The 24909-nt window shown below is 54.1% G+C and carries 26 protein-coding genes; 8 read left to right on the top strand and 18 right to left on the bottom strand.

All coding sequences use genetic code 11. From position 1 onward, the window contains the following. Nucleotides 1–14 precede the first annotated feature (14 nt). The 12 genes from gpJ to AC6HVW_RS00250 form a co-directional block, all read right to left on the bottom strand. Nucleotides 15–5756, bottom strand: coding sequence for a TipJ family phage tail tip protein (gene gpJ / locus AC6HVW_RS00305; RefSeq protein WP_186486100.1), 5742 nt, complete (start codon nt 5754–5756; stop codon nt 15–17). Between the two features lie 57 nt (nt 5757–5813). After that, nucleotides 5814–6437 (bottom strand): tail assembly protein, encoded by a 624-nt coding sequence (locus AC6HVW_RS00300; protein WP_071683965.1) that lies wholly within the window; start codon nt 6435–6437, stop codon nt 5814–5816. Further along, nucleotides 6434–7144 (bottom strand): C40 family peptidase, encoded by a 711-nt coding sequence (locus tag AC6HVW_RS00295; protein WP_021807649.1) that lies wholly within the window; start codon nt 7142–7144, stop codon nt 6434–6436. Before AC6HVW_RS00295 ends, AC6HVW_RS00300 begins: the two co-directional genes overlap by 4 nt. 2 nt (nt 7145–7146) lie before the next feature. Then, entirely contained in the window at nt 7147–7899 is a 753-nt protein-coding gene (locus AC6HVW_RS00290) for a phage minor tail protein L (protein WP_186486101.1), read from the bottom strand. An 8-nt stretch (nt 7900–7907) separates the two neighbouring features. After that, complete coding sequence (locus AC6HVW_RS00285; RefSeq protein WP_024486957.1) at nt 7908–8249, bottom strand: phage tail protein; 342 nt, start codon at nt 8247–8249, stop codon at nt 7908–7910. A gap of 278 nt (nt 8250–8527) precedes the next feature. After that, on the bottom strand, nt 8528–10810 hold the full coding sequence (locus AC6HVW_RS00280) for a phage tail tape measure protein (protein WP_186486102.1): 2283 nt from the start codon (nt 10808–10810) through the stop codon (nt 8528–8530). A gap of 57 nt (nt 10811–10867) precedes the next feature. Next, a complete protein-coding gene (locus tag AC6HVW_RS00275; RefSeq protein ID WP_037435565.1) occupies nt 10868–11122 on the bottom strand; it encodes a DUF1799 domain-containing protein in 255 nt (84 codons plus the stop codon). A gap of 47 nt (nt 11123–11169) precedes the next feature. Beyond that, nucleotides 11170–11520 carry a phage tail assembly chaperone gene (locus tag AC6HVW_RS00270; RefSeq protein ID WP_071683970.1) on the bottom strand — a complete coding sequence of 117 codons (351 nt, stop codon included), beginning with the start codon at nt 11518–11520 and terminating at the stop codon, nt 11170–11172. A 74-nt stretch (nt 11521–11594) separates the two neighbouring features. Then, nucleotides 11595–12257 carry a phage tail protein gene (locus AC6HVW_RS00265; RefSeq protein WP_059201585.1) on the bottom strand — a complete coding sequence of 221 codons (663 nt, stop codon included), beginning with the start codon at nt 12255–12257 and terminating at the stop codon, nt 11595–11597. Between the two features lie 231 nt (nt 12258–12488). After that, nucleotides 12489–12893, bottom strand: a complete 405-nt coding sequence (locus tag AC6HVW_RS00260) for a phage tail terminator-like protein (RefSeq protein WP_071683971.1) — start codon at nt 12891–12893, stop codon at nt 12489–12491. A gap of 287 nt (nt 12894–13180) precedes the next feature. Continuing rightward, a complete protein-coding gene (locus AC6HVW_RS00255) occupies nt 13181–13546 on the bottom strand; it encodes an antiterminator Q family protein (RefSeq protein WP_021807641.1) in 366 nt (121 codons plus the stop codon). A gap of 218 nt (nt 13547–13764) precedes the next feature. Further along, nucleotides 13765–14244, bottom strand: a complete 480-nt coding sequence (locus tag AC6HVW_RS00250) for a GNAT family N-acetyltransferase (protein WP_024530931.1) — start codon at nt 14242–14244, stop codon at nt 13765–13767. Nucleotides 14245–14431: 187 nt separating this feature from the next. Between AC6HVW_RS00250 and AC6HVW_RS00245 the strand changes: the two genes are divergently transcribed. Together AC6HVW_RS00245 and AC6HVW_RS00240 are read left to right on the top strand one after the other, a co-directional pair. Further along, a complete protein-coding gene (locus tag AC6HVW_RS00245; protein ID WP_021807639.1) occupies nt 14432–14614 on the top strand; it encodes a GDFGVC terminal motif YodC-like protein in 183 nt (60 codons plus the stop codon). A 105-nt stretch (nt 14615–14719) separates the two neighbouring features. After that, on the top strand, nt 14720–15133 hold the full coding sequence (locus AC6HVW_RS00240; protein ID WP_021178944.1) for a DoxX family protein: 414 nt from the start codon (nt 14720–14722) through the stop codon (nt 15131–15133). 44 nt (nt 15134–15177) lie between these two features. On the opposite strand, the gene smrA is transcribed toward AC6HVW_RS00240, so the two are convergent. Next, entirely contained in the window at nt 15178–15750 is a 573-nt protein-coding gene (smrA, locus tag AC6HVW_RS00235; protein WP_037376550.1) for a DNA endonuclease SmrA, read from the bottom strand. Between the two features lie 177 nt (nt 15751–15927). Between smrA and AC6HVW_RS00230 the strand changes: the two genes are divergently transcribed. Beyond that, nucleotides 15928–16266 carry an MbeD/MobD family mobilization/exclusion family protein gene (locus AC6HVW_RS00230; RefSeq protein ID WP_021178945.1) on the top strand — a complete coding sequence of 113 codons (339 nt, stop codon included), beginning with the start codon at nt 15928–15930 and terminating at the stop codon, nt 16264–16266. Nucleotides 16267–16312: 46 nt separating this feature from the next. Continuing rightward, a complete protein-coding gene (locus tag AC6HVW_RS00225) occupies nt 16313–16759 on the top strand; it encodes a DUF1198 family protein (RefSeq protein WP_021807638.1) in 447 nt (148 codons plus the stop codon). Between the two features lie 27 nt (nt 16760–16786). Here AC6HVW_RS00225 and AC6HVW_RS00220 read toward each other — a convergent pair whose 3' ends face one another. Then, complete coding sequence (locus AC6HVW_RS00220) at nt 16787–17125, bottom strand: DUF2002 family protein (RefSeq protein WP_021178947.1); 339 nt, start codon at nt 17123–17125, stop codon at nt 16787–16789. 103 nt (nt 17126–17228) lie between these two features. Continuing rightward, a complete protein-coding gene (locus AC6HVW_RS00215; RefSeq protein WP_071683972.1) occupies nt 17229–18233 on the bottom strand; it encodes a helix-turn-helix domain-containing protein in 1005 nt (334 codons plus the stop codon). A 143-nt stretch (nt 18234–18376) separates the two neighbouring features. Between AC6HVW_RS00215 and AC6HVW_RS00210 the strand changes: the two genes are divergently transcribed. After that, a complete protein-coding gene (locus AC6HVW_RS00210; protein WP_071683973.1) occupies nt 18377–19405 on the top strand; it encodes an alpha/beta hydrolase family protein in 1029 nt (342 codons plus the stop codon). On the opposite strand, the gene AC6HVW_RS00205 is transcribed toward AC6HVW_RS00210, so the two are convergent. Beyond that, a complete protein-coding gene (locus tag AC6HVW_RS00205) occupies nt 19365–20261 on the bottom strand; it encodes a LysR family transcriptional regulator (RefSeq protein ID WP_497569206.1) in 897 nt (298 codons plus the stop codon). The two genes, AC6HVW_RS00210 and AC6HVW_RS00205, sit on opposite strands and share 41 nt — an antisense overlap. Before the next feature lie 106 nt (nt 20262–20367). Here AC6HVW_RS00205 and AC6HVW_RS00200 point away from each other — a divergent pair, with 106 nt between their 5' ends. Continuing rightward, nucleotides 20368–21747 carry an MFS transporter gene (locus AC6HVW_RS00200; RefSeq protein ID WP_186486104.1) on the top strand — a complete coding sequence of 460 codons (1380 nt, stop codon included), beginning with the start codon at nt 20368–20370 and terminating at the stop codon, nt 21745–21747. Beyond that, nucleotides 21747–22127, top strand: a complete 381-nt coding sequence (locus AC6HVW_RS00195) for a DUF4440 domain-containing protein (RefSeq protein ID WP_186486105.1) — start codon at nt 21747–21749, stop codon at nt 22125–22127. Before AC6HVW_RS00200 ends, AC6HVW_RS00195 begins: the two co-directional genes overlap by 1 nt. Nucleotides 22128–22319: 192 nt before the next feature. On the opposite strand, the gene asr is transcribed toward AC6HVW_RS00195, so the two are convergent. After that, a complete protein-coding gene (asr, locus tag AC6HVW_RS00190) occupies nt 22320–22790 on the bottom strand; it encodes an acid resistance repetitive basic protein Asr (protein WP_071683976.1) in 471 nt (156 codons plus the stop codon). 261 nt (nt 22791–23051) lie between these two features. Between asr and AC6HVW_RS00185 the strand changes: the two genes are divergently transcribed. After that, nucleotides 23052–23360: an ElaB/YgaM/YqjD family protein gene (locus AC6HVW_RS00185; RefSeq protein ID WP_059201595.1), complete on the top strand. Its 309-nt coding sequence runs from the start codon at nt 23052–23054 to the stop codon at nt 23358–23360. A 66-nt stretch (nt 23361–23426) separates the two neighbouring features. Here AC6HVW_RS00185 and pdxR read toward each other — a convergent pair whose 3' ends face one another. Beyond that, entirely contained in the window at nt 23427–24869 is a 1443-nt protein-coding gene (gene pdxR, locus AC6HVW_RS00180; protein ID WP_186486106.1) for a MocR-like pyridoxine biosynthesis transcription factor PdxR, read from the bottom strand. Nucleotides 24870–24909: the final 40 nt, after the last annotated feature.

The following is a 24909-nucleotide window of genomic DNA, read 5'->3' as shown; positions in this document are numbered from 1 at the left end:
ACTCGCGGCGGTTTTTAGTTAGTAATGTTATTAAAAATAATATTCTGTGTTGAGCGAGACAATATAATGGAGCATTGTAAGAAAACCCCCACCCAGTTTGCCTCGTATCCATTATTGAACACTCTCAATATCAACTGATTATCACTACTACCGGCTTTTATGGTTATGGGTATGCTGCTTATTATCTCAGGTAAATAGCCATTAGCACTATAGTCTCTATATGATTTAGCTATCACATTGCCATTTAATAACAAAGCAATTGAGCCATTGGCACCACCATACCCCCATACACTTGCTACATTCCCCGGAGCCACAGATACCCCTCGTTCTGGATAGTGACTTAATCCATTAGGTAGCAGCCCTTGTATTACACCTCTTTTCTCAAAGCCGGACGCCATTATAGTAACCAATGGAATATCAACATAAGACTCCCTATTAATATGCCTAGAGATGTTAATCACGTTAGACATACTGTTGCTATCTACTAGATCGCCTATTATTTTATTGGCGTAAATAGTTCCCGAGAATGTTCCATTAGCCCCAGTGATATCGCCCCTAAAATATCCACCATCCGCATAGATATTTCCACGAACAGAAACCTGATTAAACTGAGCGTTACCGTCAGACTTATTGATAGCCCAGCCCTGCCTCCCATCAATGAAGTTATCAGAGCCTATCCAACCCGTTATTTTCGCGTTAGTAATCGTCCCATCAGCGATAAACGCCGAGTTGATAAACGTCTGGCCATTTTGCACGGCGAAGGGAACAGACACATTGCCCTCATCTTTGGTTACCAAGGCAAATCGATCGGCCCGCACCAGGAATTGCCGGTTCCCTGCGTCATCAACCCCCAATGCCAAACCGGCAACGCTGCTTTCCCCCTTCTTACTGGTTTCAACTTTTACCGACCAGGTTGCAGATACCTTGCCATCCAATGTCGCCTGCGCAGAACTCACCTGCTGGACTGCCGCCTTGTTATCCCCCACCGCCGTATTCAATAACTTGATATCGTTAGCCGTTGCCGATTGGTTATCGGTCACGGTTTTCGACAGCGAAGTAATAGCCGAAGTATTGTCACCAGTAGCGGATTGCAAAGCGCCAATTTGCTGAGCCGTCGCGCTATTGCTATCGGTTAGCGTTTGGCTCAGGGCGGTCACCGAGGCCTCATTCGCCCCTGTTCGGCTGGTCAGATCGTTAATCAGCTTGGCCTGGGCGCTGTCCGTATCCACCAGCACCTGCAGTTGCTGATTGAGTTGGGCATTGTTGTCCCCCACGGTGCCTGCCAGCGCTGTCACCTGCTGGGATAACGCCTTGTCGGCTTCCGCACGCACCGTCTGCTCCGTCATCAAGCGCGCATCAACATCACCAAAGCTTGCCCGTAATTCGGTGATCTGCTGCGCTTGGGCACGCTGATCGTCCGCCATTACGTTCTGCTGGGTCTTGATCGATGCGGTGACCACGTCATTGCTGATAACGTCTTCCGCCTGCTTTAACGACTGCTCGATATCCGCCTTGGCAATGGCTTCAAGCGAGCTGCTGAGTGAAGCCTGCGAGCCCGCCGAGTCGCTTTGAGCCTGCTTAAGCTCGCCGATCGCCGCACTGTTTTCGCCAGAGGCCGCCGTTAATGAACCAATCTGCTCCGCCATGGCCGAGTCTTGATTGGTCAACGTCTGTAGCCGCTCGTTGATTGCCGCCGTATTTTGCCCAACGGTGGAATCTAGCGAACTCAATTGTCGAGATAACGCTTCATCCGCCGTGGTTCGCGCTTGCGATTCAGCGGCGATCGCCGCTTTATTTTCGCCACTGGCCGCCCCCAGGCCGGTAATTAACGACGCTTGAGCACTGCCACTATCCACCAGCGCCTGCAAACGCTGATCCACCTCGGCCTGATTGCTGCCGACATCTGCGCTCAAATGGTCAAAGCGTTGTGACAAAGCGCCGGTCTCGCTGGCCCTGGTGGTGATCTCCTGCTGTAACTGCGCAGACACATCACCAAAGTTCGCATCCAGCTGCGTGATCTGCTGGGCCTGCGCCTGCTGCCGATCGGCGAAAACGGTTTGCGCCGTGGTTAACCGGGCGCTGCTCTCATCCAGACGTTGAACATCGTTATCCTGCTTAAGCGCCTGTTCGATATTCGCCTTGGCCGTGGCCTCGAGAGCCTGTTGCAGGCTGGCCGTGCTGCTTTCGGCTTCGGTTTGCGCGATGCCTAGGCGGGTGATGGCCGCCGTGTTTTCCTGGCTGGTTGCCTGGATCACGTCAACCCGTTGGCTCAGCGCACCGTCGGCATCGGCACGGGATTTCGCCTCTGCCTGAATAGCCGCAGTGTTACTGCCCGTGCTGGCCTGCAAACCGGAAATCTGCTGGGCCTGAGCCGAGTCAGTCGCCGCCAGCGTTTTCAGCTGTTGGGTCACCTCCGCCCGGTTTTCGCTAAACTCGGAAGTCAGCCCGCTGAGCTGCTGGCCCTGCGTTTTCTGCTGATCAGCCAGCGCTTCGGTTTTCTGCGTAACCTGCGAGTTAACCTTGTCCTGTTCCGTCTTGTTGCTGCCGATTGCCTTGGCGTTGGCGGAAACGTTGGACTCCACCTTAGCCAAAGCAGAATCGGCATCGGCCTGCGCCTGCTCCAGCTTGATAATCAAACCCTGCTGATTATCTGCCGTGGCTTTCACCGAGCTGATATCCTTGGCTAACGCCCCATCGGCATCCACACGAGCCGCTTGCTCCTGCGCGATTTGTGCGGCGTTCCCTTCGGCCTTGGCAATCACCACGTCAAGTTTGCTGGCCAGTTGCTGATCATCATCCTGCAATTGAGTGATCTGCGAAGCGACCTGAGCCATTGCCGCGTTGGTGCCACCGGTAAGGGCATCGACCTTGGCTTGCAGTTCGGCATCTGCTCGCGCCAAGCTGGCGCGGGTGCTGTCAATTTCCCCGCGTGCGTCCTTGATATCGCTATTCAGAACCTCCTGGGCCTGGGAGAGTTTTTGGCGGTTATGCTCGATGGTCAGGCTGTTTTCGATGGCGGCTTTGCCCAACTGCGTCAAATCCTGTTGCAGCACGTCGACAGCATTGCTCAGATCGGCATTCCGGCCCGCCAGCTCGGCGTTAACCTTGTTCAGCGCCGCTTGCAGGGTATCGACATCCCCTTGCAGCGCATCCCTGTTCGCCTCGATATCGGCCTGCGCCTGGGCGATCTTCTCGGCCAGATCCTGGACGTTCTGATCCGAAGGCAGGCTGTTGATCTTCTCCAACAGATCTTTGCCCAGTTCGGTCTCGGTAATGCTTTGCGCAATTTGCGCCAGCACCACGTCCGCACTGTCCGAAGCCATCCCGCGCACAAACTCGCTCCAGTCAGACTGGTTGCCGGTTTTGTCGGTAAAAGCTGCACGGAAGTACAGCACCTGCCCCGCACGCAGGCCCTGCATGTCATAGCGATGCTGCGGATAAGGCACATCGGCCAATAAGCGTTCGTCGGCGAAATCCGCCCGGCTGGCTACCATCAGGGTGGTTTTCAGGCCGTCGGCAGAGTTGTGGCCAAAACCCCAGGCAAGCTGGATGCCAAACACCACATCCTGGGTTGCCGTCAGCGAAACAATCTTGGGCGGCGCACCCGCTTTTCCTGCCAGATAGCTCGGCTCGGCATGACCCCACTGCGAGGAAACGCCCACCGCATTCACCGCTCGCACCCGTACGTCATAGTTACCGGCATAAATACCGTTAACATCAAACCCGAGCGAAGGCGTCGCGCCCACATTTACCCAGTTGCCGTTATCTTTACGCCACTGGGCTTCATAGGTCACCGCGCCAGCAACAGCACGCCACTGCACCCGCATTGAGGCAACGTTAATCCCCTGGCTAACGTAGTCGTAGCGCGAGATGGCGATATTCGCCGGAGCTGGCATCGCTCCTGGTGGCGTGACGGTGATTGGCGGCGCATCCAGGCGGATGCCGTTATCGATAAAGGCGTATTTATCCGGATCGTGCTCAACGGCGTTAATGGCGAAGGTGCCATCATCGTTGGACTGGACCGACACCACGCGGAACTGCTGGATCGCCAGGTTGTCGGAATCGATACTCCAGACCGCTTCAGGCTCTGGTTGCTGGCGGAACGGGGCGGTCAGCGTCACCGTAAGCTTGTCTGCCGCGATACTGGCGATAGTGCGAGTTTGTGCCGTGCCGTCCGGCAGATTGACGATCAGGCGATCGCCTTTGCCGAACTCCACTTCACGGTCCAGCACCACTACACGATCCTGCGCGGAATGGATGCGCCCGCCGTTGGTCTTGCCTGCCAGCATGGCATCCGCAATGCCGATGATCCGAGCTGGCAGCGGGATATTGCCGTCCAACCCGACGGTAAAGCTGACGGTACGATCTTTGGCGTTACTCAGGATCGCCCAGCGCCCACGGCGGTGAGCCTCGGTGCGCCGCGTACAGCCAATGGCGGTGATTTCAGTCTGGTTAACGCCGTAGCGCTTCACCAGTTCGTTATCGTAAGCCGCTTCCACCGCGTCGGCATAATGGTTGGCCGGATCGCCCCATTTCACCAGCGCCGAGGTATAGCGATTCTTGTAAGAACCCGACGCATAGGCAAATTCACCGCCAATGACGTTGGCCCGCGAATAGACGAAATCCACATCGCGCGGCATATCCGCATAGGCAAACAGCTGGTCGTTACCCCAGTAGGTAATGCCGCGGAAGATGGCGGCGATATCACGCAATACGGTGTAGGCATCCTGCTGCGACTGGATATACACGTCACACAGGAAACGCGGTTCTTTGCCCCCGCCCCCCAGACCGTCATCAATCAGCTCATCGCAATACTGCGCGATGCTGTACAGCCCCCATTTGTCGATCTCGGCGGCGGTCACCCGGTTGCCTAAGCCGTAATTCTTGTCCAACGCGATATCGTAAAACACCCAAGCCGGGTTGTTGCTCCAGGCCCATTTAAAGCTGCCATCCCAATTGCCGCTGTAGGTCCGCGCCAGCGGATCATAGTTGGCCGGCACGCGAATGATTTTGCCCTTCGGCTTGAGCGTAATTTTCGGCACTGAGCTGAACTGCTGGGCATCGAACTCGATAAACAGCAAGGCGGTGTTGGGATAGCGGAACTTGGCGTCCACGATCTCGGTGTAGGTCTGGATCTGGGTAGTGTTTACCAACTTGCTGCTGGTTGAGTCTGGGGTGATGCGCTTGATGCGCAGCGTCCAGCTGGTGGTTGCCTTAGGTAGATTAATCCGGTGATCGCGCTCGTACAGGCTGGTGGTTTTGCCCTTTAGCGTGCCGGTGACCACTGTTTGATAGGCTCCGCCGTCGGTGGAAAGCTCAATCAGATATTCTACCTGCGAACCGTTCATATCGCCGTTATCTTCCTGCTGGAACAGCGCCGGAAAGCCCATGCGTATGCGCAGCGCGTCGATATCGGTTCGGGTGAAGGTTTTGGTCCAGACGTTAGTAGTGGTCAGCTTGACGTTGACCGGCGTTTCAGACTCTACGTCCGGCATGCCCTGGATATAATCCTGAGTCTGGGTGCCGTTACGCACCTCCCACTTCAGGCCGGTAAAGTTTTCACTGCCATCGGGATTATGCACCGGGGTGCCGTCGAGCAGGATGCGGGTGCCGTCTAACTCACCGGCAATTTCCCCTTCAGACAGCGCCAGCAGGATTTTGATTTTAGCGTTGGACTGCAAATCATCGGGGGCTTCAACCGGCGTATGCGCCGATCCACCACCGCCCTTGCGCCCATGAATTGTTAACTTTGTCATATTGCGCCCACAAAAAAGGTCGCGAATGCGACCTGTAGAAAAATGCCCTAAAGGGGGTTATTGCTGGTTTTCAGCATAAATACCGGCGGAAATTACCGCACCACCGATTTCCCGCTCGCCGTACAGCACCGGTACTGGGTAGCCCTGCGCCGTGGTGTTGACCGGTGAGCCAAAGGCATAGGACGGTTTGTTTTCTACCGATTGGGAAGAGGACATGCCGAAGTTCGGCTGTGGCGTCATCAGTTGCGTTACACCGCCGAGTACCATCGATGTCCCCATCATTGTTAAACCGGTTACCACAGCACTTTTAGCCGCTAATGCCGTCCCCCAAGCTGCCATCGATCCACCAGCGGTAAAGAATGCCCCGACCAACGCCGCCACGCCGATGACAATCTGGAACATCCCGCCACTCTTACTCCCGGCAATCACCGGCATAATGCGAATATCGGCGCTGCCTTTGGAGGTAGCAAACTCGGCCAAGCCAATATTCTGCGAACCATTAAAGAAGGCAAACTGCACGCCGTCCTTATGGGCATTCATCATAAAGCTCTCAAATCCGGGCAAGGTGATACACAGCGCCCGCAGCGCTTCGCGCGTATCCGCCACCACCAGCCGATGGGTTTTACCGAACTTTTTACCCAGTTGGCCACCCAACCGGATCAGTCTTGTTGTTTGCATCATAGAAGCTCCTTCCTGCGGACTACGCGTACCGTCCGCTCCTGAAAATATCCGCTGTAGGGATAGCGCTGGCTAAGCTGGCCGAACAGGTGATGCAGCATCATGCCGTCCCCCAGATAGATGCCCGCGTGGTTGGTCACCGGGGCTGAAACCTGCATCATGATCATGTCGCCCGCGCGCATCGGCCCCTGAAATTCTCGGAACCCTTCGGCGTACCAATGATCGTCATACAGGCGGGTTTTGCCGTCGATCCACCATTCATGTTCTACCGAATAATCGTTCAGCGCGATGCCGTGTTCCTGGCGATAGTAATCCCGGATCAATGACCAGCAGTCGGCATGCCCCAACAGCCAACTGCGCCCAACCAACGGGCGCTCACCGCGTGGCACAACCTCGGTGTAATCCCCTTCCGGCCACGAGACGATGCCCCAGACAATGCCCGAGTGATCGCACTGCAGGCGATCCATCTCCGAAGGGATCAACACGGGCACATCTGGGTGGCTGTGGATGATGCGAATGATCTCGCCTTGATCTTCCGCCTGCGCGTATTCCTGAGGGGAGATGACAAAGTTATCCAACGCGTTTTCCGCCACATTGCGGCACGGCAGATAACGCGCCTTACGCCCGTTCTGCACCACAAAACCGCAGGACTCATTGGGATACTCCGCTGCGGCATGCTCACAGATGGCCTGCATGATTTCAGCCTGCATCATTACCTCCCCAACAGGTTGGAACCTGGGAACCCGCCAAAGGCCAGGGGTTGCGCATCACCAAAGCGTTTTTTGCAGGAGGACACCCGGCCACCACAGACGTCTAACGCCGGATCGTCGATCGGTTCATCGTCCTTATCAAAACAGGCCCCGCCGCTGTAATCACAACCTCTGCCGCTGCGGTACCAACCCCGGATGCACCAGGTGCAAAGCCCGTGAATTTGCCGCGAGGGCAGTTGCTGGCCTTGCAGATCGAACGGTGTACAGAGCTGGAATTCCACCACGCTGTTGGTTTCGGTGCTTTTGCTGTCGATGTAGAAAACCTGCACTCGCTCCTGCGAAGCATCGGCAAGGGCGTTCCCCTCGGGGAAGTTGACCGCATCCAGGTATTTGGCAAAGGTGTCATGCACCCGCACTTTCGCCTGCACCATGTCGTTGAAGGTCAGACACAACGAAGACACCAGATTGCTGAGGTTGGCGACGCTGAGCCTGGGCGTTGGTTGTGAACCATCGCTGGTTGCTGCCAGGCCGGCGATCTCGTAGGGATAGGCTTCATACTCGTTTCCCTGCCACCAGATCGATTTTGGTTTCAGCCGCTGGGCATCGTTGCCCGCCGCCGCGATCTCGGCCTGAGTGTGGGGAATATTGTGCGCATGAAAGCGCATGATGGCCGCGCCAAAGGCGGTGCCATCAATTTCAATCAGCTGGATCAGTTCCCCTGGCGCCAGCTTTTGCACTTGACTGTTAAATGACATGATTGCACCTATACGCCGAAGGCTTGTTCAAAGGCAAAACTCAACGCCTCCACATTGCGCGCAAGCGGTGTGACGGAGATTGAATCCGATTTGACGCGAAATAGCGCTTTCTTGCCGTTGGGCGGCGTCCAGAAAAAGGCGACGAGCACGTGTTGATTTAAAAAGGCCAGCATCGACTGGGTCACGGCCGGATGGCCGGTATAGGCCAACTGCCACTGCTGCACCGCCTGGTTCAGCCCATTGCTGCTGACCTGTTTATAGCCGTCGCCGAACTGCGCACTTCTGACGTTATGAACAAAGTTGCCGCTAGGCGAGGCCTGGGTTTGCCATTGAAAGGTATCGATAAGCATAAAAACTCCGAGCAGTAATAACCGTCAGTCGCTGGGCCAGAATGCCCCCTCACCCTAACCCTCTCCCACAGGGAGAGGGGACAGTACGTGCCACATCTTGGCTAATGCGTTCATCCTAAATATCACCCCCGTTACAGATTAATTGCTGCAACTGAATACAGCTCCAGAGCAGCTCCCTCTCCCTGTGGGAGAGGGTTGGGGTGAGGGGGAGATAAGAAGCAATTAGTCAGGCCTGATGCCAGACTGCGGTTGTTACTATTGATGATTGATAAGAAGATTCAGCGGGCCGCTGAGGCATTCCAGATCAGGCCGCCTGGCTTGAGCTCTTTGCCCAAACGTTCGGTGATCGCCTGATTAACGATGCCCTGCACCAGCTTGCCCATGCCGTCACCGGCAGAGGAGCTATTGGCCGCATTCGCGGAGCCGTCATTGTTCATTACTACGGTGCTGTTGACCGTAATGCCACCACCCTGCTCTGCCGCCAAGCCGTACATCGGGGCTTTGTTGCCGCCCACCAGGCCGCCCTCCGCATAGCCGCGCATCATGGCGTAGAGATTGCCCACGCCGATCCGCTGGGTAGCTTCTTTGGTCATCACGAACTCGCCACGGTGTACCACGCCCGCCTGATCGTATTTACCGCCGTCGCCGGTATAACCACCACTGGAATGTCCTGTTGCTGCAGCCGATGGGTTAATCCAACCCATTGCTTTTTGGATGACAAAAGCTACTAGCAGTTGGTTAATCACCTGGATAATCATTTTTAGTATTGAGGCGGTAAACTCTTGGAAGTTGGCTTTGCCAGTGGTCACCATGCTGGTAAGCATGTCTGATAAACCGCTAAAGGTCGCTTGGCCGATATTGGCCATTGAATCATACACATTGGTCGCAGAGTCCAGATATTCGTTCCAACCTTTTTGTGCTCCATCAAGCCAACTACCACGGATTTCGTCCTCAGCTGCATGGAAGTCAGTAAGGGCTTTTAATTGACTTTCATAATCAATCCCTGATGGTTCTCCACCTTTTTGAATCCATTCTTTCTTAAATTGGGACTTGCTTGCATCACGCTGGATAGTTCGATTACTTTTACCAGCGCTATCACGTAAAACCTCCTGCCGTTCCGTCATGTTTTTAATATAGTCAGATGAAGATTGCTTAAGTAGCTCTTGCGTATCTGGAACAGTTGGAGCTACAACTCCAACTGTAGGAGCCGGTGCTATATTTCTATGAGGGCTTGAGTATGTCGCTCCTGATGGTTTATTTCTAAGTGTCGCCCTGGCATCATGCTCCTTTTTTAACTGGTCTATAGCTGACTTTTGTGCAACATTCCCTGCAGAGGTAGATGCTGACAAATCGTTAGTTAAATTAACAACCTGTTCCAGAAGCCAAACTTTACCTTCAGCATCTGAAATTATCTTCTTTTTATCTACGATTGGTCGAGAATCAGTACCATAGTCTGGACTCGATTTCGCATCAATATCCCGATACTTTTCTAAATTATTTTTTACATTAATGACATTCTTATTGGCGGCTTCAAGTTGTTCTGAAAGGGTGTCATCCCGACCAATTCCCTTCATCATATTCCATAATGAGCTCCAGCTAGACTTAGCTATAATAACAGCTTTATCTATATACCCTAAATTTTCTACTAATTTATTTGCTCGTTCTTCGAAAGTAATTGCTGTCTTTTGTGCAATTAAGTCGCTAGCTTCTGCAACCTTCCCTTGTTCTTCCAACTGAAGAATATGTTCAAATTCAGCGACAGACAAATAATTATAGGCTTTATTTAATTCATAAGCACTGGTTATTGGATCGGTAAATATTTTCTTATACGCATTGATAGCCTGCTCTGCGGTCTGGCCGGTGGCTTGTTGTAGTGCCAAGACACCTTTTGTTACCCCGTCAATTTGCTCACCAGAGAATGCACCGGTTCCAACTATTTTTGCTATGGTTTCAGAGGCGGTATCCATACCGCCACCCAAATCAGCATATTTACGCGCCAAATCCTGTAATTGGTCAGAGCTCTTCCCTGCATAATTACCGGTTAGGATTAACTGCCTGTTAAATTCTTCAGACTCTTTTGCGCCTTGATAATATGCGGTACCAAGCAATGCAATTGAACCCACAGTTAAAGCAACCGGAGCAGCCATCCTTCCTAATGGAGCAAGTACTTTCTGCACCTGATCATAGGTATCTACTAGCTGTGAACCTTGGTCCAAAGCCTCTTTCCAACCAAAATCTCCAGAGTTAGGGCCAGAAATGGAAGCTGTATTCGAAGCTTGTCCCTGCATCCCTTCCAGCGCTTGCCGGTATTCTTCTATTGCTGCAGTGCTTCTTCTCAAGTTAACGATAAATGCATTGGTACTCTCTCCTAGCTGAGACAGTTGTCTACCAATATTGCTATAACGGCTGATCTCCTGCATTCCGCTGCGTAACGTACGATTCAACATTTCGAATCGACTCGTTGCCACAGAAATGTTGCTTTGCAAATCAACCAGATCTCTATTAGCTCGCTGCAAATCACTGGCATTAACACGCAGCGTCATAGTTGTAATATCTGCCATGCCTTACTCCTGGCTATAACAATAAAGCCAGCTCAAGGCTGGCATCATCGCAGACGATTATTTTTGGTGGATCACCTTAAGCGCTGCGGTTTCCATAATTCGGATGTCATTTAACACGCTTGCTTCATCCTCCACGGCATAAACCCGCATTAACCAGGGAAGGCAATTGTAATCTAACCCCGTAATACCTCCCATACCGGTACGCCATTGGGTTGCCATCGCTTGAAAAAGTTGGAATGCAGGCTGCATATCCGGCCAAACATCGAGAACGGTTGTTTCATAGTCATCGGGAGATAGACCAAATGCGGCCAGTTCTTCACGGGGCGTTTCCGGCGAATAGAAGGCTTCAGCAAGCGCGATTAGTTTTTTTCTCGTACCGCCATCAGCTCTTTGGTATAAGCCGTAGCGATAGCATCAAAAGCACGTGGATAGTTGTCCAGCAAAGTGATTAGACTTTCCTGATTCAACTCATCGGGTAAAGTCCAATTGGCGCAGATCTCACGTAAGAAGTCGGCCATCGGTAGATTGCTATAGTTGCCAGAGCTCAACTGTTCTTCGCTGGCCTCACGAAGCGCTTTCTCCAGTTTTTCCAATTCACTGCGCTTTTTGTGTTTGAAAGTAAACGTCAATACCCCATCACTGTCACCTGCGCGAGGAATGCTGACGTCGACTTTAAAGGTTGGATTCGGTGTCAGGTTAAATTCGGTCATGATTATCTCTCTATCGTTAAATAATTCGGCAAAAAAATCGAGCCCGAAAAATATCGGGCTCGCTGATGGACTGTTTAAGCAGTCACTTTATAGAACGTCATATCGCAAGACTGCACCGCCAGCGCCACCTGCACGGTTTCAACCTGGTTAACCGCGGTGGTCGGTTGCGGATCAAAAGCCGGTACCGCAGACCAGTAGCGCAGCTCCTTGGCTTTTGGCACGTGCATGTAGAACGCCAGCGTGACGCCATTGCGATCGGCATCCTGCAGCAGGCTGTAGATCGGCTGAGAAGCATCGTGCGCAAAGGTAAAGGTCTGCGTTTTGGCCGCTTTAAAGGTGGCCAGGTTACGCTGACGATCGTCTTCCAGGAACTGCACCTGCACGTATTGCTGATCGCCGCCAGACTGCGCTACCTCGGTGATCTGAGGAATTTGCGTCCAGTTGGCGATCTTCTGCAAGGAGCCTTTGCCGCCACCGGCCGGGAAGAAACTTACGTCGGTAGTATTGATGGCACCAATGGTGATACTGGTATCCACTTGGGCAGTGATCTTGGCCACCAGGCTGTCGATCAGGCCCCAACCGGAGCGTACCATTACGATATCACCCACTTTCAGAGTGTGGCCGGTGGCCACGGTAAATACGGCGCCGTTAGCATTGCTGACTGCGGTAGTGACTACGCCTGGTGCTGTTGGCGCGCCAGCAAATACGGTGGCGCCATTTGGTAATGCAAAACCCATGGTAATTCTCCAATTTCAGATATAAAAAAACCGCCGGATGGCGGTATGCTTGGTTTACTTGCTGGATAATCACTCCAGCGATGTTTACAACGTTATACATCTTTATACCCTATGGATTTCAAGCTGCAGCTAGGCGACAAGCTATCTCATCCCCAAGAGCTTACGTTTAGTAAGTGACTGGGGTGGGATAGTGCAGGTAACAACGCTGCAGCTTGAAAGACGACGGGTATATTAATACCCGGCCCAATAACCGATGGTGACCGGCAAGGTATATAATTCATCTTTGGCAATCGCTGGCAGGATATTGCCACCAGCGTTGACATAACAGTTAAAAGCATCGTCCGCCAGCACCAATCCCCTGGGGAATAATGAGATAATCTCTTCCGCCAGTTGATAGCCCGTTTTAGCGCCCGTCCCTTTCTTCATCACAATATTAACCTGATAATTCCCGCTGTAGGTCTGCACCTCTTGGGAAATACCTAACGCCACCGCAGGCTCCGGAGCAATAAACGGTTCCAGATGAAGATCGTCATCCGCCGTAAACGTCACGTTAGCCAAGGTGTATTTAATACTGTTCTCTTCAGCCCAGGCCGTTAACCTGGACTCAAATAAATCATTAATACGCAAGGTGCTCATGGCGCCTCCTGATTTAACCCTATTGATAAGAGTGCATCACCTTGGGTTAAACCAGTAATAGCACTCTAGCTGATATAATTCGTAGCGAGAAGTTTATTTTAAAAAATATTTTTACCAACTGCGAAACGCAATAACCACGCTATCAATTTACTAGATAAAACTCGTAGCGAATAGAATTTTATTAAATTATTTTTCGCCATTAATTTAAAATAACAAAACTACCCCGCATTGCGGGGTAGTAATTACTTCAATTTAAAAAATTTTTAATTTTTATTATCGGTCATCGTTTATCTATCCATTTCCAAACGAATATTCTGGCTGACCAGACAACCCTCGATAAAACTTTCTGCCACCTGCATCTGTTGCCTTACCCGGCCTTCCGAACATTTCCAGCCGCGAGCGATGGCGGACTTCGATTGCCCGTAAACGTAGTAACGCAAGATCAGTTCCAACTCCTCCGGCTGACGTAGGGCCTGGAGGTGGGCAACAGCGCGATCAACGACCAAGCCGTCCTCGTCACAGCAAGAGGCCTGCTGTTTGCTACTGCCCGGCAGCAACCCTTTAAAACCGGCGGCGATATGCGAATATCCCAGAGAAGAACTTTCCCGTGCCCACACGCCCCAGCGCCCCAAAACCTGTTGAATGTCCCGCATAAGACCTCCTTATTTTTATTGGCTCTAGTGTAACCAGACGAGGCAAAGCCGCCCATCGATGGGTGTTGTAGGAAACCTCACAGGACAAAGCAGGGGATAAACCGAGCAGAAAATGAAGGTATTGGTGCAGCACTATGACGGGAGGATAGCGCCAGCGGTGGAAAAAAGCATTCAATCTCAACCTTCGGAGGAGATGCCTCCCCCGAAGCGGACGCAGATCAAGACATGGCAAACTGCTCGAGCACCTTGCCTTCCATACGATAGCGCACCCATTCATCTTGCGGAGCCGCACCAATGCTGAGATAGAAATCAATCGCTGGCTGATTCCAGTCCAGCACGCTCCATTCCAGGCGTCCGCAACGGCGCTCGCAAGCAAGCTGAGCGATATGGCGCAGCAAGGCTTTGCCCGTTCCCGCCCCACGGAACTTGGGCGTGATGTACAAATCTTCCAGGTAAATGCCGTTCTTACCCAGCCAGGTCGAATAGCTCATAAAGAACACCGCATAGCCTGCTGGCTCGCCGTTGACACTGCAAATCAGCGCCTCTGCGCAGGCGTTGGGGCCAAACAGGCTTTCTTCGATCTCTGCCTGGTTGGTGCGCACCTCATCACGAGCCTTTTCGTACACGGCCAGCTCGATGATCATATCCAGAATTAGCTTGGCATCGGCTTTCACCGCCGGGCGAATTTCAATTGTCATGATGTTCCCTAAATAGAGTGATTTTCCTGCTGCCAGCATAATACTTAACCAATTCAGGCACAAACGGCAATTCATCGGGCATCTACGCAGGCCCCCCTGCGTAAGGTGGCAGTTGAGGAATGTTTATAGAGGGATCCCTCCGGTCTCCTATACTCAGTTTTCCCCCTAACAGATCTGGAGAAACGATATGTCATTTAGCGTGGGTGATTTTGTGCAGCGTAAAACCGGTGGGCCAAAAATGACCGTTATCGAAGAGGATGGAGAGGCTTTGGTATGCAGTTGGGTCGAACTAGGGGTAGAGCAACGCACCGAGGTGCAGGCCAACGAAGTGAACCCCTATCACGAAGACGACGACTTCGGCGTCTGCTGATATTCCGTGAACTCTCTCACGCCATCTCCCTAGATAAAATGTGAAGTTGATCTAGTATTTACCAGGTACAGCAACCTATTTTGGGTAGTGGTTAAGGGGTTCACAATGAGCGAAAGTGTAAAAGACGGCACCATTCTGTTGGCCAGAATTTTGCTGATGATCCTGTTTCTGATTTTCGGTTGGATGAAGCTGACCAACTTTGGTGCCACGGTCACGGCAATGGAGGGCTACGGTACGCCAATGCCTTACCTGGCCGCGGTTGTCGCCGTGGTGGTGGAGTTCATTTTCGGTATCTTCATCGTGCTGGGGGCCTTCACCCGGCCGATAGCCATCATTTATGCGCTTTATGTGCTGGGTACCGCCTTTATCGGCCACCCGTTCTGGCGTTTTAGCGGGGCAGAAATGATCGGCAACGAAATCAACTTCTTTAAAAACATCAGTATTATCGCCGGTCTGCTGCTGCTTGCCGTCACCGGTGCTGGCCGTTACTCTCTGGATTATAAGTGGTTTAAACGCTAGCTCTCCCCTATGGCGGCGCTCTCCTGCGCCGCCATGCTCACACCTTAGCGGCTATGTTTGGCATGGCGTTCGAAGTTATCCGCCTTGGCTGCGGCAGACTTACGCAAGGTGACGTAGCACGCCCCCTCCCCACCGTCACGTGGCAGTGCCCGGCAAAACGCCTGCACTTGCTCAAACTGCCCCAGCCATTTGGCCAGGTAGCTGCGGATGATATTCGGATGGCTTTGATCTGTGCGCCCACGGCCATGCACAATCAGCAACGAACGCAGGCTGTCTTTCTCCGCCTGGATGATAAAGCGGAACAGCGCCTGGCGGCAGTTCTCGACCGGCTGACGCAACAGGTTGAGGCTGACCTGTGGTGGATAATGGCCGTGACGCAGCTTGTCTAGCACCCCTTGCTGAATACCTTCGCCCTTATATTCCAGCGGGGTATCGCAGGGAATAATGTCCAGAAAGCCGGTGCTGAGGAAGTTCTCCAACTGTAACGCCTGAGCTTCCCGGCGAGCACGTTTATCGACGGGATCCTGCGCCTTGAGGTACAGCGTGGATTGCCCCGCGGATAACGGCCTCACATCGGCCATCGCCTGGGCAAAAAAATCGTTCTCTTCGTTGCTCATTTCACATCACTCTCGGGAGATTTCACCCACCGGCGGACTATTGCTTTTAGTGGGAATGGCTTGATTGTAAGACGCCTTGCCAGGGTTGCAAGCAAGGAATTGACGGCAACGGGTGAGGTTGTGAGCGGTTTTCGTTATACTGCAGGCCATTATTGAGTGCCGCAAAGGATCCAACCCATGAATATGCGCGAGCTGGAAATCCAGTTTCAGAATGCAATGAATGAGTTACAAGCCAGCTTCGAACAGCAGCACCGTGAATGGCAACAAAGCTACCAGGCTTTGCAACAACAGCTGGCCGAAGCGCAACGGCGTGAAATCGCGCTGCGCATGCAGAATGAACAGTTGGTCAACAAACTAAGCACCGCCAGTTCGGTGCCGGAACAGCATGCCCTGGTCAAGCAGATCAAGATGCTGGGTGCCCATTTGGATGCGCTGGCACAAGATGCCGCCACCTTTAATCGCCATGTCCATAATAAACAACGGGCCGCAGACAATTTCAGCGGCGAGCAACACTGACAATTTCGGGCGCGGATGCTGCGCACCAAGACGGTAAAAATCATACATGACGTGGATCATCATCGCCGCCCTGATCGTAGTTTTCATTATTGGCTATCGTGTCCTGACCTCCGACACCCGCAAGGCGATAGATTCACTGGCGCATTTGCTGAAAGTAAAACCGATGCTGGTGGAGTCCATGCTGCAGGAAATGGGCAGCCGCCACAGCCAAAGCTTTATCCGCATGTTGAACAACGGTTATACCGAAGAGATGCATCAGGCCGCCTATATGCTGTTTATCTACCTGACGTTTATCAAGCAGGCGGACGATGAGCAGATTGGCCTGTGGCGGGAAACGCTGCTGCGCGCCGGGCTGTCGCCGGAACTGCATGCCGAGCACACCGAAGCGGCGCTGTTTTACTTTGCCGAACTGGATCTGGATGCGTTTGAACTGGCGCAGTTCCGCCGGGCCTACAACGAACGCTATAACCGGGAAGCACTGGGCAACTGGTGAAGCTTTCCCCCGCTTACGGGGGAGAGTTTAAAGGAACATGCTGTAGAGATAGCGCGAGAGCGCATCGCGGGAGCTGAAACCGTGAGGAATGCCGTAACGCGTGTTGGGCGTATCACCGCTTAAATCCAGGGGAAACTCAAGATACTGCTCGCTGTTACGCATCAACGAAGTGGGCGTGGCAAAATGGAGGCTCTTCTCTTTCAATGCCGGGTGGATCACCAACGCCATTCTGCCCATTCGCGCTTCCCGATTCACATACACGTAGTGCTCGCCCTTGCGAAAACCGTAGGTCTGATCGGTGACATAATCACGCTCAAAACCGGTACTCTCTAACACCTTAGCCACTTCATCCGGCCGTAAATACATCTATTTCTCCTCTCAGTTCTGGGTAGCTTTGCGACCTTACCGTAATCAGGAGATGAAACAATTAATTTATCCGTACTCATTCTGGTTTAGGAATAATCTGCAGCTATAGGCCCCCGCCCTGCTGTCTACGCCATTCGCTGGGACTCATCCCCTGAACCCGCAGAAACTCACGGTTAAAGTTGGATTTGGTGCTGAAACCGGCCTCCAGCATAATCTCGGTCACCGGGCGATCGCTGTTGCTCAACCACTGCGCCGCTTGCTGAATACGTAATTGATTCACGTATTGGGATACGTTCATCCCCGCTTGCTGGTTAATCGCCTGGGAGACCTTACGTGCCGGTATGCCCACCTTGCGCGCTAACCGGGCCAGGTTCAGCGCCGGTTCCAGATAGAGATCGTCCTGACGTAGCCGCTGGTTGATCAGTTCAAAGCAGTGCTCATCATCCTCTGTTAGCGCCTCGGTTTTCACTGGTGGCAAGGGCTGTTCTTCGGGTTCCTGCTGTTGGCGCTCACGGCCAAGCACCAGTCCTATCCCCAAGACCATCATCACGTTGCCAAAGGCCGCCAGTGCGCCAGCATGCCTTCCGGCTAATAGCGAATAATCCAGGGTGATCGCCAACTCGGTCAGGCCGCAGACGATCAGCAGGCCGCCCAATCCGCACCATAAGCGATAGCTCAGCCAACTGTCCGCCAGCGCCACCTGCTGCAAGGCATTCTCACCGCGCCGCAGGTACAGCAAAATAGCCGCGCCATAACCGAGATAGCCAATAACGATCAGCCCATCCAGCGCCGCCAAGACGCGCCACTGCGCCAATAACACCAATAGCGGGAACGTCAGATGCCCAACAATGCGCCAGCCCATCGGCCCACGGGCTTGCAGCATCAGCACCAGATAACACAAGGGCGGGATCAGGGCGGCCCCCAGCGGTTGTAAAATAGCGACCCAAGGTTGCTGATAGCCAAAACGGATCCCCACCAGCAGGCTTTGCCAGGCGCAGATCAACAGCAACAGCTGTAGCAGCCAACGGTGTGGCCGTGGCCAACCAAGGCGCACGATCAACGCCAGGCACAACAGGCTGAAGAGAAAAGACAGCGGGATAAGCGGCATGTTACCTCTGTGGTTGTTCGGGAACGCCCCAGTGTAGTGACCATAATCAGCTAAAACAATTGCTTAACGACCTGGATCGCGATCGAGGTCGCGCCAGGAGAACGCGAATGCGATGGTCTGGTTTTCCCCTTGAAGGAGTCATCATGAAAAAGTTATGGATCTTGTGCCTGCTGTTTAGCAGTGTCGCCACCGCTGCGCCCTGGCAGGTTGCCAGCCGCCTGCAAACGTTTTATAACGGCGATCGCCCATTGGTTAGCCGTATCTATTATCCCACTCATGCCCAAGGCCAGCCGCAACAGGTTGGCGGCAGGCCCGTATTTGCAGGCATCCCTGCTCTGCCAGACGCCCCACCAGCAACAGGGCATTTTCCCTTGATGATCATCAGCCACGGCAGCGGTGGCAACAATAGCAGCCAAGCCTGGCTGGCGAAGGCGTTGGTGGAACAAGGAATGATTGTGGTTGCAGCCAATCATCCGGGCAGTACCAGCGGTGATTCCATCCCAGCAAAATCGCTCGAACTGTGGCAACAAACGCGCGATATCTCGGCGCTGATCGACGCCATGCTCAAGGATGGCACATGGCAGCCGCGGATCAACGCACAGGCCATTGGCGTGGCGGGGCATTCCAAAGGTGGCTATAGTGCCATCTCTGCGATTGGTGGCCGAGTCGCGCTAAAGGATTTTATTGCCGGTTGCCAACACCAACCACAATCGCCTAACTGCCTGTTTTATGCCGGTGTAAACAAGAACAGTATCTCTGCCACCCAGTTTGACGCTAATTACACCGATGCCCGCATCCGCTTCGCCATCGCCCTGGACCCAGGCATGGTGCCCTATCTGCAACCGGCCAGCCTGCGCCAAATCAGCGCGCCGCTGCTGGTCATCGCCGCACAACGCTTTATGCCGGGCAGCGATCCGGAAAGTCTGGGAGCTGAGTCGCTAGCAACACACGCTGGGCGGCAGCCAATCAAGGCCATCGTCTTGCCGGGTAGCAATCACTTCGATTTCTTACAGCTTTGTACCCCGGCCGCCCCAGAGATATTAGCGGAGGAAGGGGAAGCCTTTATCTGTGGATCTTCCCCCACCGAGCGTGAACGCGCCCACCAGCAAACCATCGCTGCCGTGCTGGCTTTTATTCAGCCGTGGCTATCCGCGCCCGCAGGAAATCGATAAACGCCCGCACCTTCTCAGGCACATGGCGCGTGTTGGGATAGAGTGCATAAATGCTCTGTACCGGGAACTGATGATCTGGCAGCAGGTGGCATAACTGCCCGTTGGCAATAACGGGCCGTACCAACCATTCTGGCAGCAGGGCCACTCCCGCCCCCTGTAACGCGAAAGTCAGCAACGCGGTGGCGCTATCGGCCATCAGCCTGGCGTCATCTTCCCCCCTGAACAACACCGCCTGACGTTCAGGGGTGAGCACTTGCCAAATCAGCGGCGAAGGGAGGCGGCTGTGGGCCAGCCAGGCAGCCTGAGCCAGTTGAGGCAATGACGCGATCGGCCACCGTGCAAGATAAGCCGGAGACGCTACCGGCAAGATAGCGAAGTTATCGATCAGCGCCGCATGATGGTTGGAGTCCGCCAACTGACCCAGACGGATAGCCACGTCAAACCGCTCGGAAATCAGATCCGCGTGATAGGAAGAAGAAACGTGCTGAATGCGTAAGCGCGGATGCAACTGCGCGAAGGCGGCCAAGGCCGGAACCACAACCTGCGCACCATATTCCGGCGTACTGGTGATGCGCAGAATGCCACTCAAGCCATGATGATCGCGGCGCACATCGTCGAGCAGGTACTCCGCATCTTGCAATAGCCGTTGGCAACGTGGATAAAAACGCTCGCCAGCATCGGTCAGTGACAGCCGCCGCGTACTGCGCACCAGCAATGAAACGCCTAGCTCGCTTTCCAACTGCTTGATGTTAAAGCTGACCACCGCCTTGGTTTGCCCCAGCGCCTCCGCCGCTGCGGTAAAACTGCCGGTGTCGACCACTGCCGCAAACATCGCTAATCTGTTTAAATTGAGCATCTTTCACCCACCAACTGTCAAAATATTTTTGACAGTGTAATCGCCCAGCGCCGATTTATCAGCCCTTTCCCGCCCGCTACACTGCACGCCTTCAACCGGAGGCTTCATGGCTTATCGCACTAAAGTGGCAATCGTCTATCTGCTCGGATTCTTTGTCGATCTGATCAACATGTTTATCGCCAACGTCGCCTACCCGGCGATCGGACACGCTTTGCAGGCCAACATCAGCCAACTGGCCTGGATCAGTAACGGTTACCTGCTTGGCCTGACGCTGGTGATCCCGCTCAGCGCCTGGATAGCGCAACGCATTGGCGGGCGGCAGGTCTTTCTGCTGTCGTTGGTGCTGTTTATGCTGGCAACCACGGCGGCAGGCCGCGCTGGCTCGATCGAAGCACTGATCGGCTGGCGGGTGATACAAGGTATGGGCGGAGGGTTGCTGATCCCGATTGGCCAAACGCTCACCTATCAGCTGTTTCGCAGCCATGAACGCGCCGGGCTTTCTGCCGCCATCATGCTGGTGGGGCTGCTGGCTCCGGCGCTCTCCCCGGCATTGGGTGGCCTGATTGTCGATCATCTTGACTGGCGTTGGGTGTTTTACAGCAACCTGCCGCTGGCGGCACTGGCTTTGCTGTTGGCCGTTCTGTGGCTGCGTAACGAGCCTGCGGCCAGCGAGGTTAAGCGGCTGGACGTCACCGGGCTGATTAGCGCCTGCCTGGCACTTACCTTGATCCTGCTTGGTCTGACCCGTCTGAGCGACCCCCATTTGCTGTTGCAAGGCGCTATCTTGCTGTTCGCTGGGCTGTTGGTGTTTGCTTACTACCTGCGGCACAGCCTGCGCCATCCACACCCGCTGCTGAACCTGCGGTTGGTGCGGGACCCACAATTGCGTATCGCCATGATCGTCTACCAGTGCATCCCTGGTCTGTTCATCGGCGTCAGCCTGGTGGCGATGCTGTACCTGCAAAACCAGCTGGGTATGTCGGCCACTCAGGTGGGCGGGCTGATGGTTCCCTGGTCACTGGCCTCTTTCGCCGCCATCACCCTGACCGGCAAGGTTTTCAACCGTTGCGGCCCGCGCCCGCTGTTTATTGCCGGTTGCGCTTTGCAAGGCCTGGGGATGCTGGCCTTATCGCAGATCGGAGATGCCGGGCAGCATAGCTGGCAAATCTTCGCGTTTGCCTTGATGGGGCTGGGTGGCAGCCTATGTAGCAGCACGGCACAAAGCTGCGCCTTTCTCACCATTGCCGACACCCAGTTGGCCGATGCCAGCGCCCTATGGAATATCAACCGCCAGTTGAGCTTTTGCTTTGGCGTTACCCTGCTCAGCCTGTTGCTCAATCTGTTGCTCGGCCATATGGAGGCGCTCATGGCCTATCGTTACTGTTTTTATCTCGCCGCAGCCAGTACGCTGTTCCCGATGCTGCTGTGCCTGCGTATTACCAACCGCGCCATCGTGCGCCATCTCAACGCTGAACAGGGATCCTGATGAATCGTTATTTTACCGAAGTGATTGACGCCCATGTGGCTATCGCCGACTGGCTGGGAAAAGGGGCTGGGGAACTGCAACCGCTCTTGGCGCGGTTTCAGGCAGATTTTTGCATGATTGCCCTAAACGGCAGCAAGCTGGGGTCCAACGAACTGGAGGGATTTTTCCAGGCGCATCGGGCTGCAAAGCCGGGGCTGGAGATTGCGATCGAAGAAATGAAGATGGTCGCAGAATGGCCAACGGGGGCCGTAGTCAACTATCGCGAGAAGCAAACGCTGCCAGGCCAACCTGCGACCCTGCGTTATTCCACCGTGGTCTTTACCCAGACCGTAGACGGGCTACGCTGGCTGCACCTGCACGAAACGTCTATCGGGCAATAATTACAGGAAGCTGCTGGCCAGGAATAATTGCCAGGCAACCACCAGACCACATAGCGTGACGGCACTGAAGATCACTTCAAACAGGTAGCGGTTCATCATGATGACCTCACCTCAAAAGAAGACACCCGGAAAACCGGGTGTCAGAGTATTCAGCAGAGGAGGCGGAACCTTTGACGGCTCCGCTATCTTCACTTATTTAGCTGCAGGAGCTGCGGCTTTTTTGCTTGATTGGTGGTGTTTTTTAGCAGCCTGGGCTTTCTGAGCGGGTTTGGCTGCGGCTTTTTGGTGCTTTTTAGCAGCCTGAGCTTTCTGAGCTACTGGAGCTTTGGTCGCGGCAGCTTTGTGGTGTTTTTTAGCGGCCTGCGCTTTTTGAGCGGGTTTGGTGGCGGCTTTGTGATGCTTTTTGGCAGCCTGAGCCTTCTGAGCTACTGGCGCTTTTTTGCTGTGCTTTTTAGCGGCCTGAGCTTTCTGCTCTGGTGCTTTTTTGGTGGCTTTCTTGTGTTCTTTCTTGTGGTGAGTCGCTTTAGCTGGAGCTTTCTCAGCCGCAGGAGCCGCAGTAGTAGGAGCCGCAGTAGGTGCCGGTGCAGCCGCAGTATCAGCAGCGAAAGCAACAGAAGACAGGCCCATGGTGGCAGCAACGATCAGCGCTAATACTTTTTTCATCTTTAAATCCTCAGATTGTGTTTTTCGGTAAGCCCGGTTGGGCCGTTGAGGAGATAATAGAGGAATCAATTCGCCGCTTCCGTGAGTGATTGGTTTCGCTGAGTAACCAAATGTACAGAGCTTATAGTCAGGCCCTTAGGCGGGAATAAGGCCCGAAAAAAGCTTCGTTTTTCGCGGGGATAGCCATTAATTTTCGTGATCGCCAGCACACTTCCCAAAATGGTCTACACTTAAAGGACATGTGTCGTAACGGAGAGTCGAATGTTTAACAAGACAGAGAAAGTAGAACGAGACATCGATCAGGACGTGAACCTGCTGGCCGATACGCTGGATGAAGTATTACGTGACTCCAGCAGCAAGACCAAAGAAGAACTGCATGAACTGCACAGCAAGGCAAAAGGGATATTACGCGATGCCCGTGCACGCTTCAGCGGTTCCAGCAGCCTGACACAACATGCTCGCGACGTAGTTGGCAATGCCGATAGCTATGTACGAGACAAACCTTGGCAGGGCGTAGGCATCGGTGCCGCTGTTGGTATCGTCCTCGGCGTCTTGCTTGCACGGCGTTAACCCATGTAGCTGGTTTTAACCATAAAAACAGATGTGCGTCTGGCCCACGGTTTTCCGTGGGCCGCTTTATTTTCCGCTCTCGATAATCGCCGCTAACCGGTCCACCGCGCGCTCCGCTTCGCTATAGCTGGTGAAGTTGCCAAAGCCCATCAATAAACCATTATCGGCAGGCGTAGACATCTGCCAATCCGACAATGCCTGTATCGACAACCCCTGTTGCCAGGCTTTCTTCGCCAGCTCACTGTCATTGAGCCCAGCTTGCAAATGAGCCAACATCTGGATGCCCCCGGCCTGCGGTGCCACCGTCAAATAGTCTGCAAGCCGCTGTGTCAGGGCCTGCACCAACCATGCGCGCCGCTGGCGATATAGCAACCGCATGCGCTTCAGATGGCGGTAAAAATGCCCGCCGTTGATAAAATCGGCCACTCCGGCTTGCAGTAACGGTGGACAACCGCAGCCTCGCAGCTGGCTGCAACGCTCAAAAGCCGCCGTCTGCTCTGCGGGCACCACCAGATAGGCCATGCGTAACGCCGGAAACAGGGTTTTGCTGAAGGTCCCGGCGTACAGTACCCGCCCCTGACGATCGAGGCTTTTTAACGGCGGCAAAGGTTTGCCGTAGTAGCGACATTCGCTGTCGTAATCGTCTTCGATGATCCATGCCGAGTGACGGGTTGCCCAATCCAGCAGCGCCATACGCCTGGCCAGGCTGAGGGTAACCCCTAATGGGCTTTGGTGAGTCGGCGTCAGCACCGCCATGCGGGCGTCTGGCCGGGTGGCAATACCGGCGCCAATATTCATCCCTTCCTCATCAACCGGCACTGGGACAATTTGCATTCCGGCGGCGATAAACAGCGGCTGGGTAACCGGATAACCAGGGTCTTCCAGCCAGACCGCCTCTCCCGATTTCAACAACGCGTTAATCACCAGCTCTATCAAAGCCTGATAACCCGCACAGATAAATACCTGTTCCGGCCGACAGACAATGCCACGGGAAAGGTGCAGGTAATGCACGATTGCCTCGCGTAGTTCCGGCAGGCCATTAGGTGGCGGGTGTGCCAGTGAAGCCATCGTGGTGCCACGCAACTGCCGGGCAACGATGCGCTGCCATACCGCCCGTGGGAAGGCATCCAGCGCGGGCAGGCCAAGCTGGAAGGGTTGAGTCGGCCCGGCAGGATGAGACTGGAATGCGGAAGGTGCCGGAGTCGGCAAGAGGGCAGCTGCTGACAGTTCGGGGCGCTCAGGTATTTTCAGCAACTGGGAGGAGACATAGGTTCCCGCCTGGCCCCGGCTTTGCAGAAAACCTTCGGCCACCAGCGCAGCGTAGGCATTTTCTACCGTCGCACGTGCTACCCCCAAATCGCTTGCCAAGCCGCGTACCGAAGGTAAACGGCTGTTAGCTACCAGGGTTCCCTGCACGATCGCGTCTTTGATCCGCAGATAGATCTGCCGATATAGGGGCTCTGCCTGTTGGTGATCCAGCCGCAGGGCAGCAAAAATATGACGTGTCATAGCTTAATCCCCCTCACCCTAACCCTCTCCCACAGGGAGA

Source organism: Serratia sp. NCCP-200 (assembly GCF_059697885.1).
Note: the sequence above shows the minus strand (reverse complement) of the source record. Positions and strands in the feature narration are given on the sequence as shown.

Coding starts and splice junctions, on each gene's coding strand:
- gpJ (WP_186486100.1), bottom strand. CDS start 5,756: ATGACAAAGTTAACAATTCATGGGCGCAAGGGCGGTGGTGGATCGGCG.
- AC6HVW_RS00300 (WP_071683965.1), bottom strand. CDS start 6,437: ATGATGCAAACAACAAGACTGATCCGGTTGGGTGGCCAACTGGGTAAA.
- AC6HVW_RS00295 (WP_021807649.1), bottom strand. CDS start 7,144: ATGCAGGCTGAAATCATGCAGGCCATCTGTGAGCATGCCGCAGCGGAG.
- AC6HVW_RS00290 (WP_186486101.1), bottom strand. CDS start 7,899: ATGTCATTTAACAGTCAAGTGCAAAAGCTGGCGCCAGGGGAACTGATC.
- AC6HVW_RS00285 (WP_024486957.1), bottom strand. CDS start 8,249: ATGCTTATCGATACCTTTCAATGGCAAACCCAGGCCTCGCCTAGCGGC.
- AC6HVW_RS00280 (WP_186486102.1), bottom strand. CDS start 10,810: ATGGCAGATATTACAACTATGACGCTGCGTGTTAATGCCAGTGATTTG.
- AC6HVW_RS00270 (WP_071683970.1), bottom strand. CDS start 11,520: ATGACCGAATTTAACCTGACACCGAATCCAACCTTTAAAGTCGACGTC.
- AC6HVW_RS00265 (WP_059201585.1), bottom strand. CDS start 12,257: ATGGGTTTTGCATTACCAAATGGCGCCACCGTATTTGCTGGCGCGCCA.
- AC6HVW_RS00260 (WP_071683971.1), bottom strand. CDS start 12,893: ATGAGCACCTTGCGTATTAATGATTTATTTGAGTCCAGGTTAACGGCC.
- AC6HVW_RS00255 (WP_021807641.1), bottom strand. CDS start 13,546: ATGCGGGACATTCAACAGGTTTTGGGGCGCTGGGGCGTGTGGGCACGG.
- AC6HVW_RS00250 (WP_024530931.1), bottom strand. CDS start 14,244: ATGACAATTGAAATTCGCCCGGCGGTGAAAGCCGATGCCAAGCTAATT.
- AC6HVW_RS00245 (WP_021807639.1), top strand. CDS start 14,432: ATGTCATTTAGCGTGGGTGATTTTGTGCAGCGTAAAACCGGTGGGCCA.
- AC6HVW_RS00240 (WP_021178944.1), top strand. CDS start 14,720: ATGAGCGAAAGTGTAAAAGACGGCACCATTCTGTTGGCCAGAATTTTG.
- smrA (WP_037376550.1), bottom strand. CDS start 15,750: ATGAGCAACGAAGAGAACGATTTTTTTGCCCAGGCGATGGCCGATGTG.
- AC6HVW_RS00230 (WP_021178945.1), top strand. CDS start 15,928: ATGAATATGCGCGAGCTGGAAATCCAGTTTCAGAATGCAATGAATGAG.
- AC6HVW_RS00225 (WP_021807638.1), top strand. CDS start 16,313: ATGACGTGGATCATCATCGCCGCCCTGATCGTAGTTTTCATTATTGGC.
- AC6HVW_RS00220 (WP_021178947.1), bottom strand. CDS start 17,125: ATGTATTTACGGCCGGATGAAGTGGCTAAGGTGTTAGAGAGTACCGGT.
- AC6HVW_RS00215 (WP_071683972.1), bottom strand. CDS start 18,233: ATGCCGCTTATCCCGCTGTCTTTTCTCTTCAGCCTGTTGTGCCTGGCG.
- AC6HVW_RS00210 (WP_071683973.1), top strand. CDS start 18,377: ATGAAAAAGTTATGGATCTTGTGCCTGCTGTTTAGCAGTGTCGCCACC.
- AC6HVW_RS00205 (WP_497569206.1), bottom strand. CDS start 20,261: ATGCTCAATTTAAACAGATTAGCGATGTTTGCGGCAGTGGTCGACACC.
- AC6HVW_RS00200 (WP_186486104.1), top strand. CDS start 20,368: ATGGCTTATCGCACTAAAGTGGCAATCGTCTATCTGCTCGGATTCTTT.
- AC6HVW_RS00195 (WP_186486105.1), top strand. CDS start 21,747: ATGAATCGTTATTTTACCGAAGTGATTGACGCCCATGTGGCTATCGCC.
- asr (WP_071683976.1), bottom strand. CDS start 22,790: ATGAAAAAAGTATTAGCGCTGATCGTTGCTGCCACCATGGGCCTGTCT.
- AC6HVW_RS00185 (WP_059201595.1), top strand. CDS start 23,052: ATGTTTAACAAGACAGAGAAAGTAGAACGAGACATCGATCAGGACGTG.
- pdxR (WP_186486106.1), bottom strand. CDS start 24,869: ATGACACGTCATATTTTTGCTGCCCTGCGGCTGGATCACCAACAGGCA.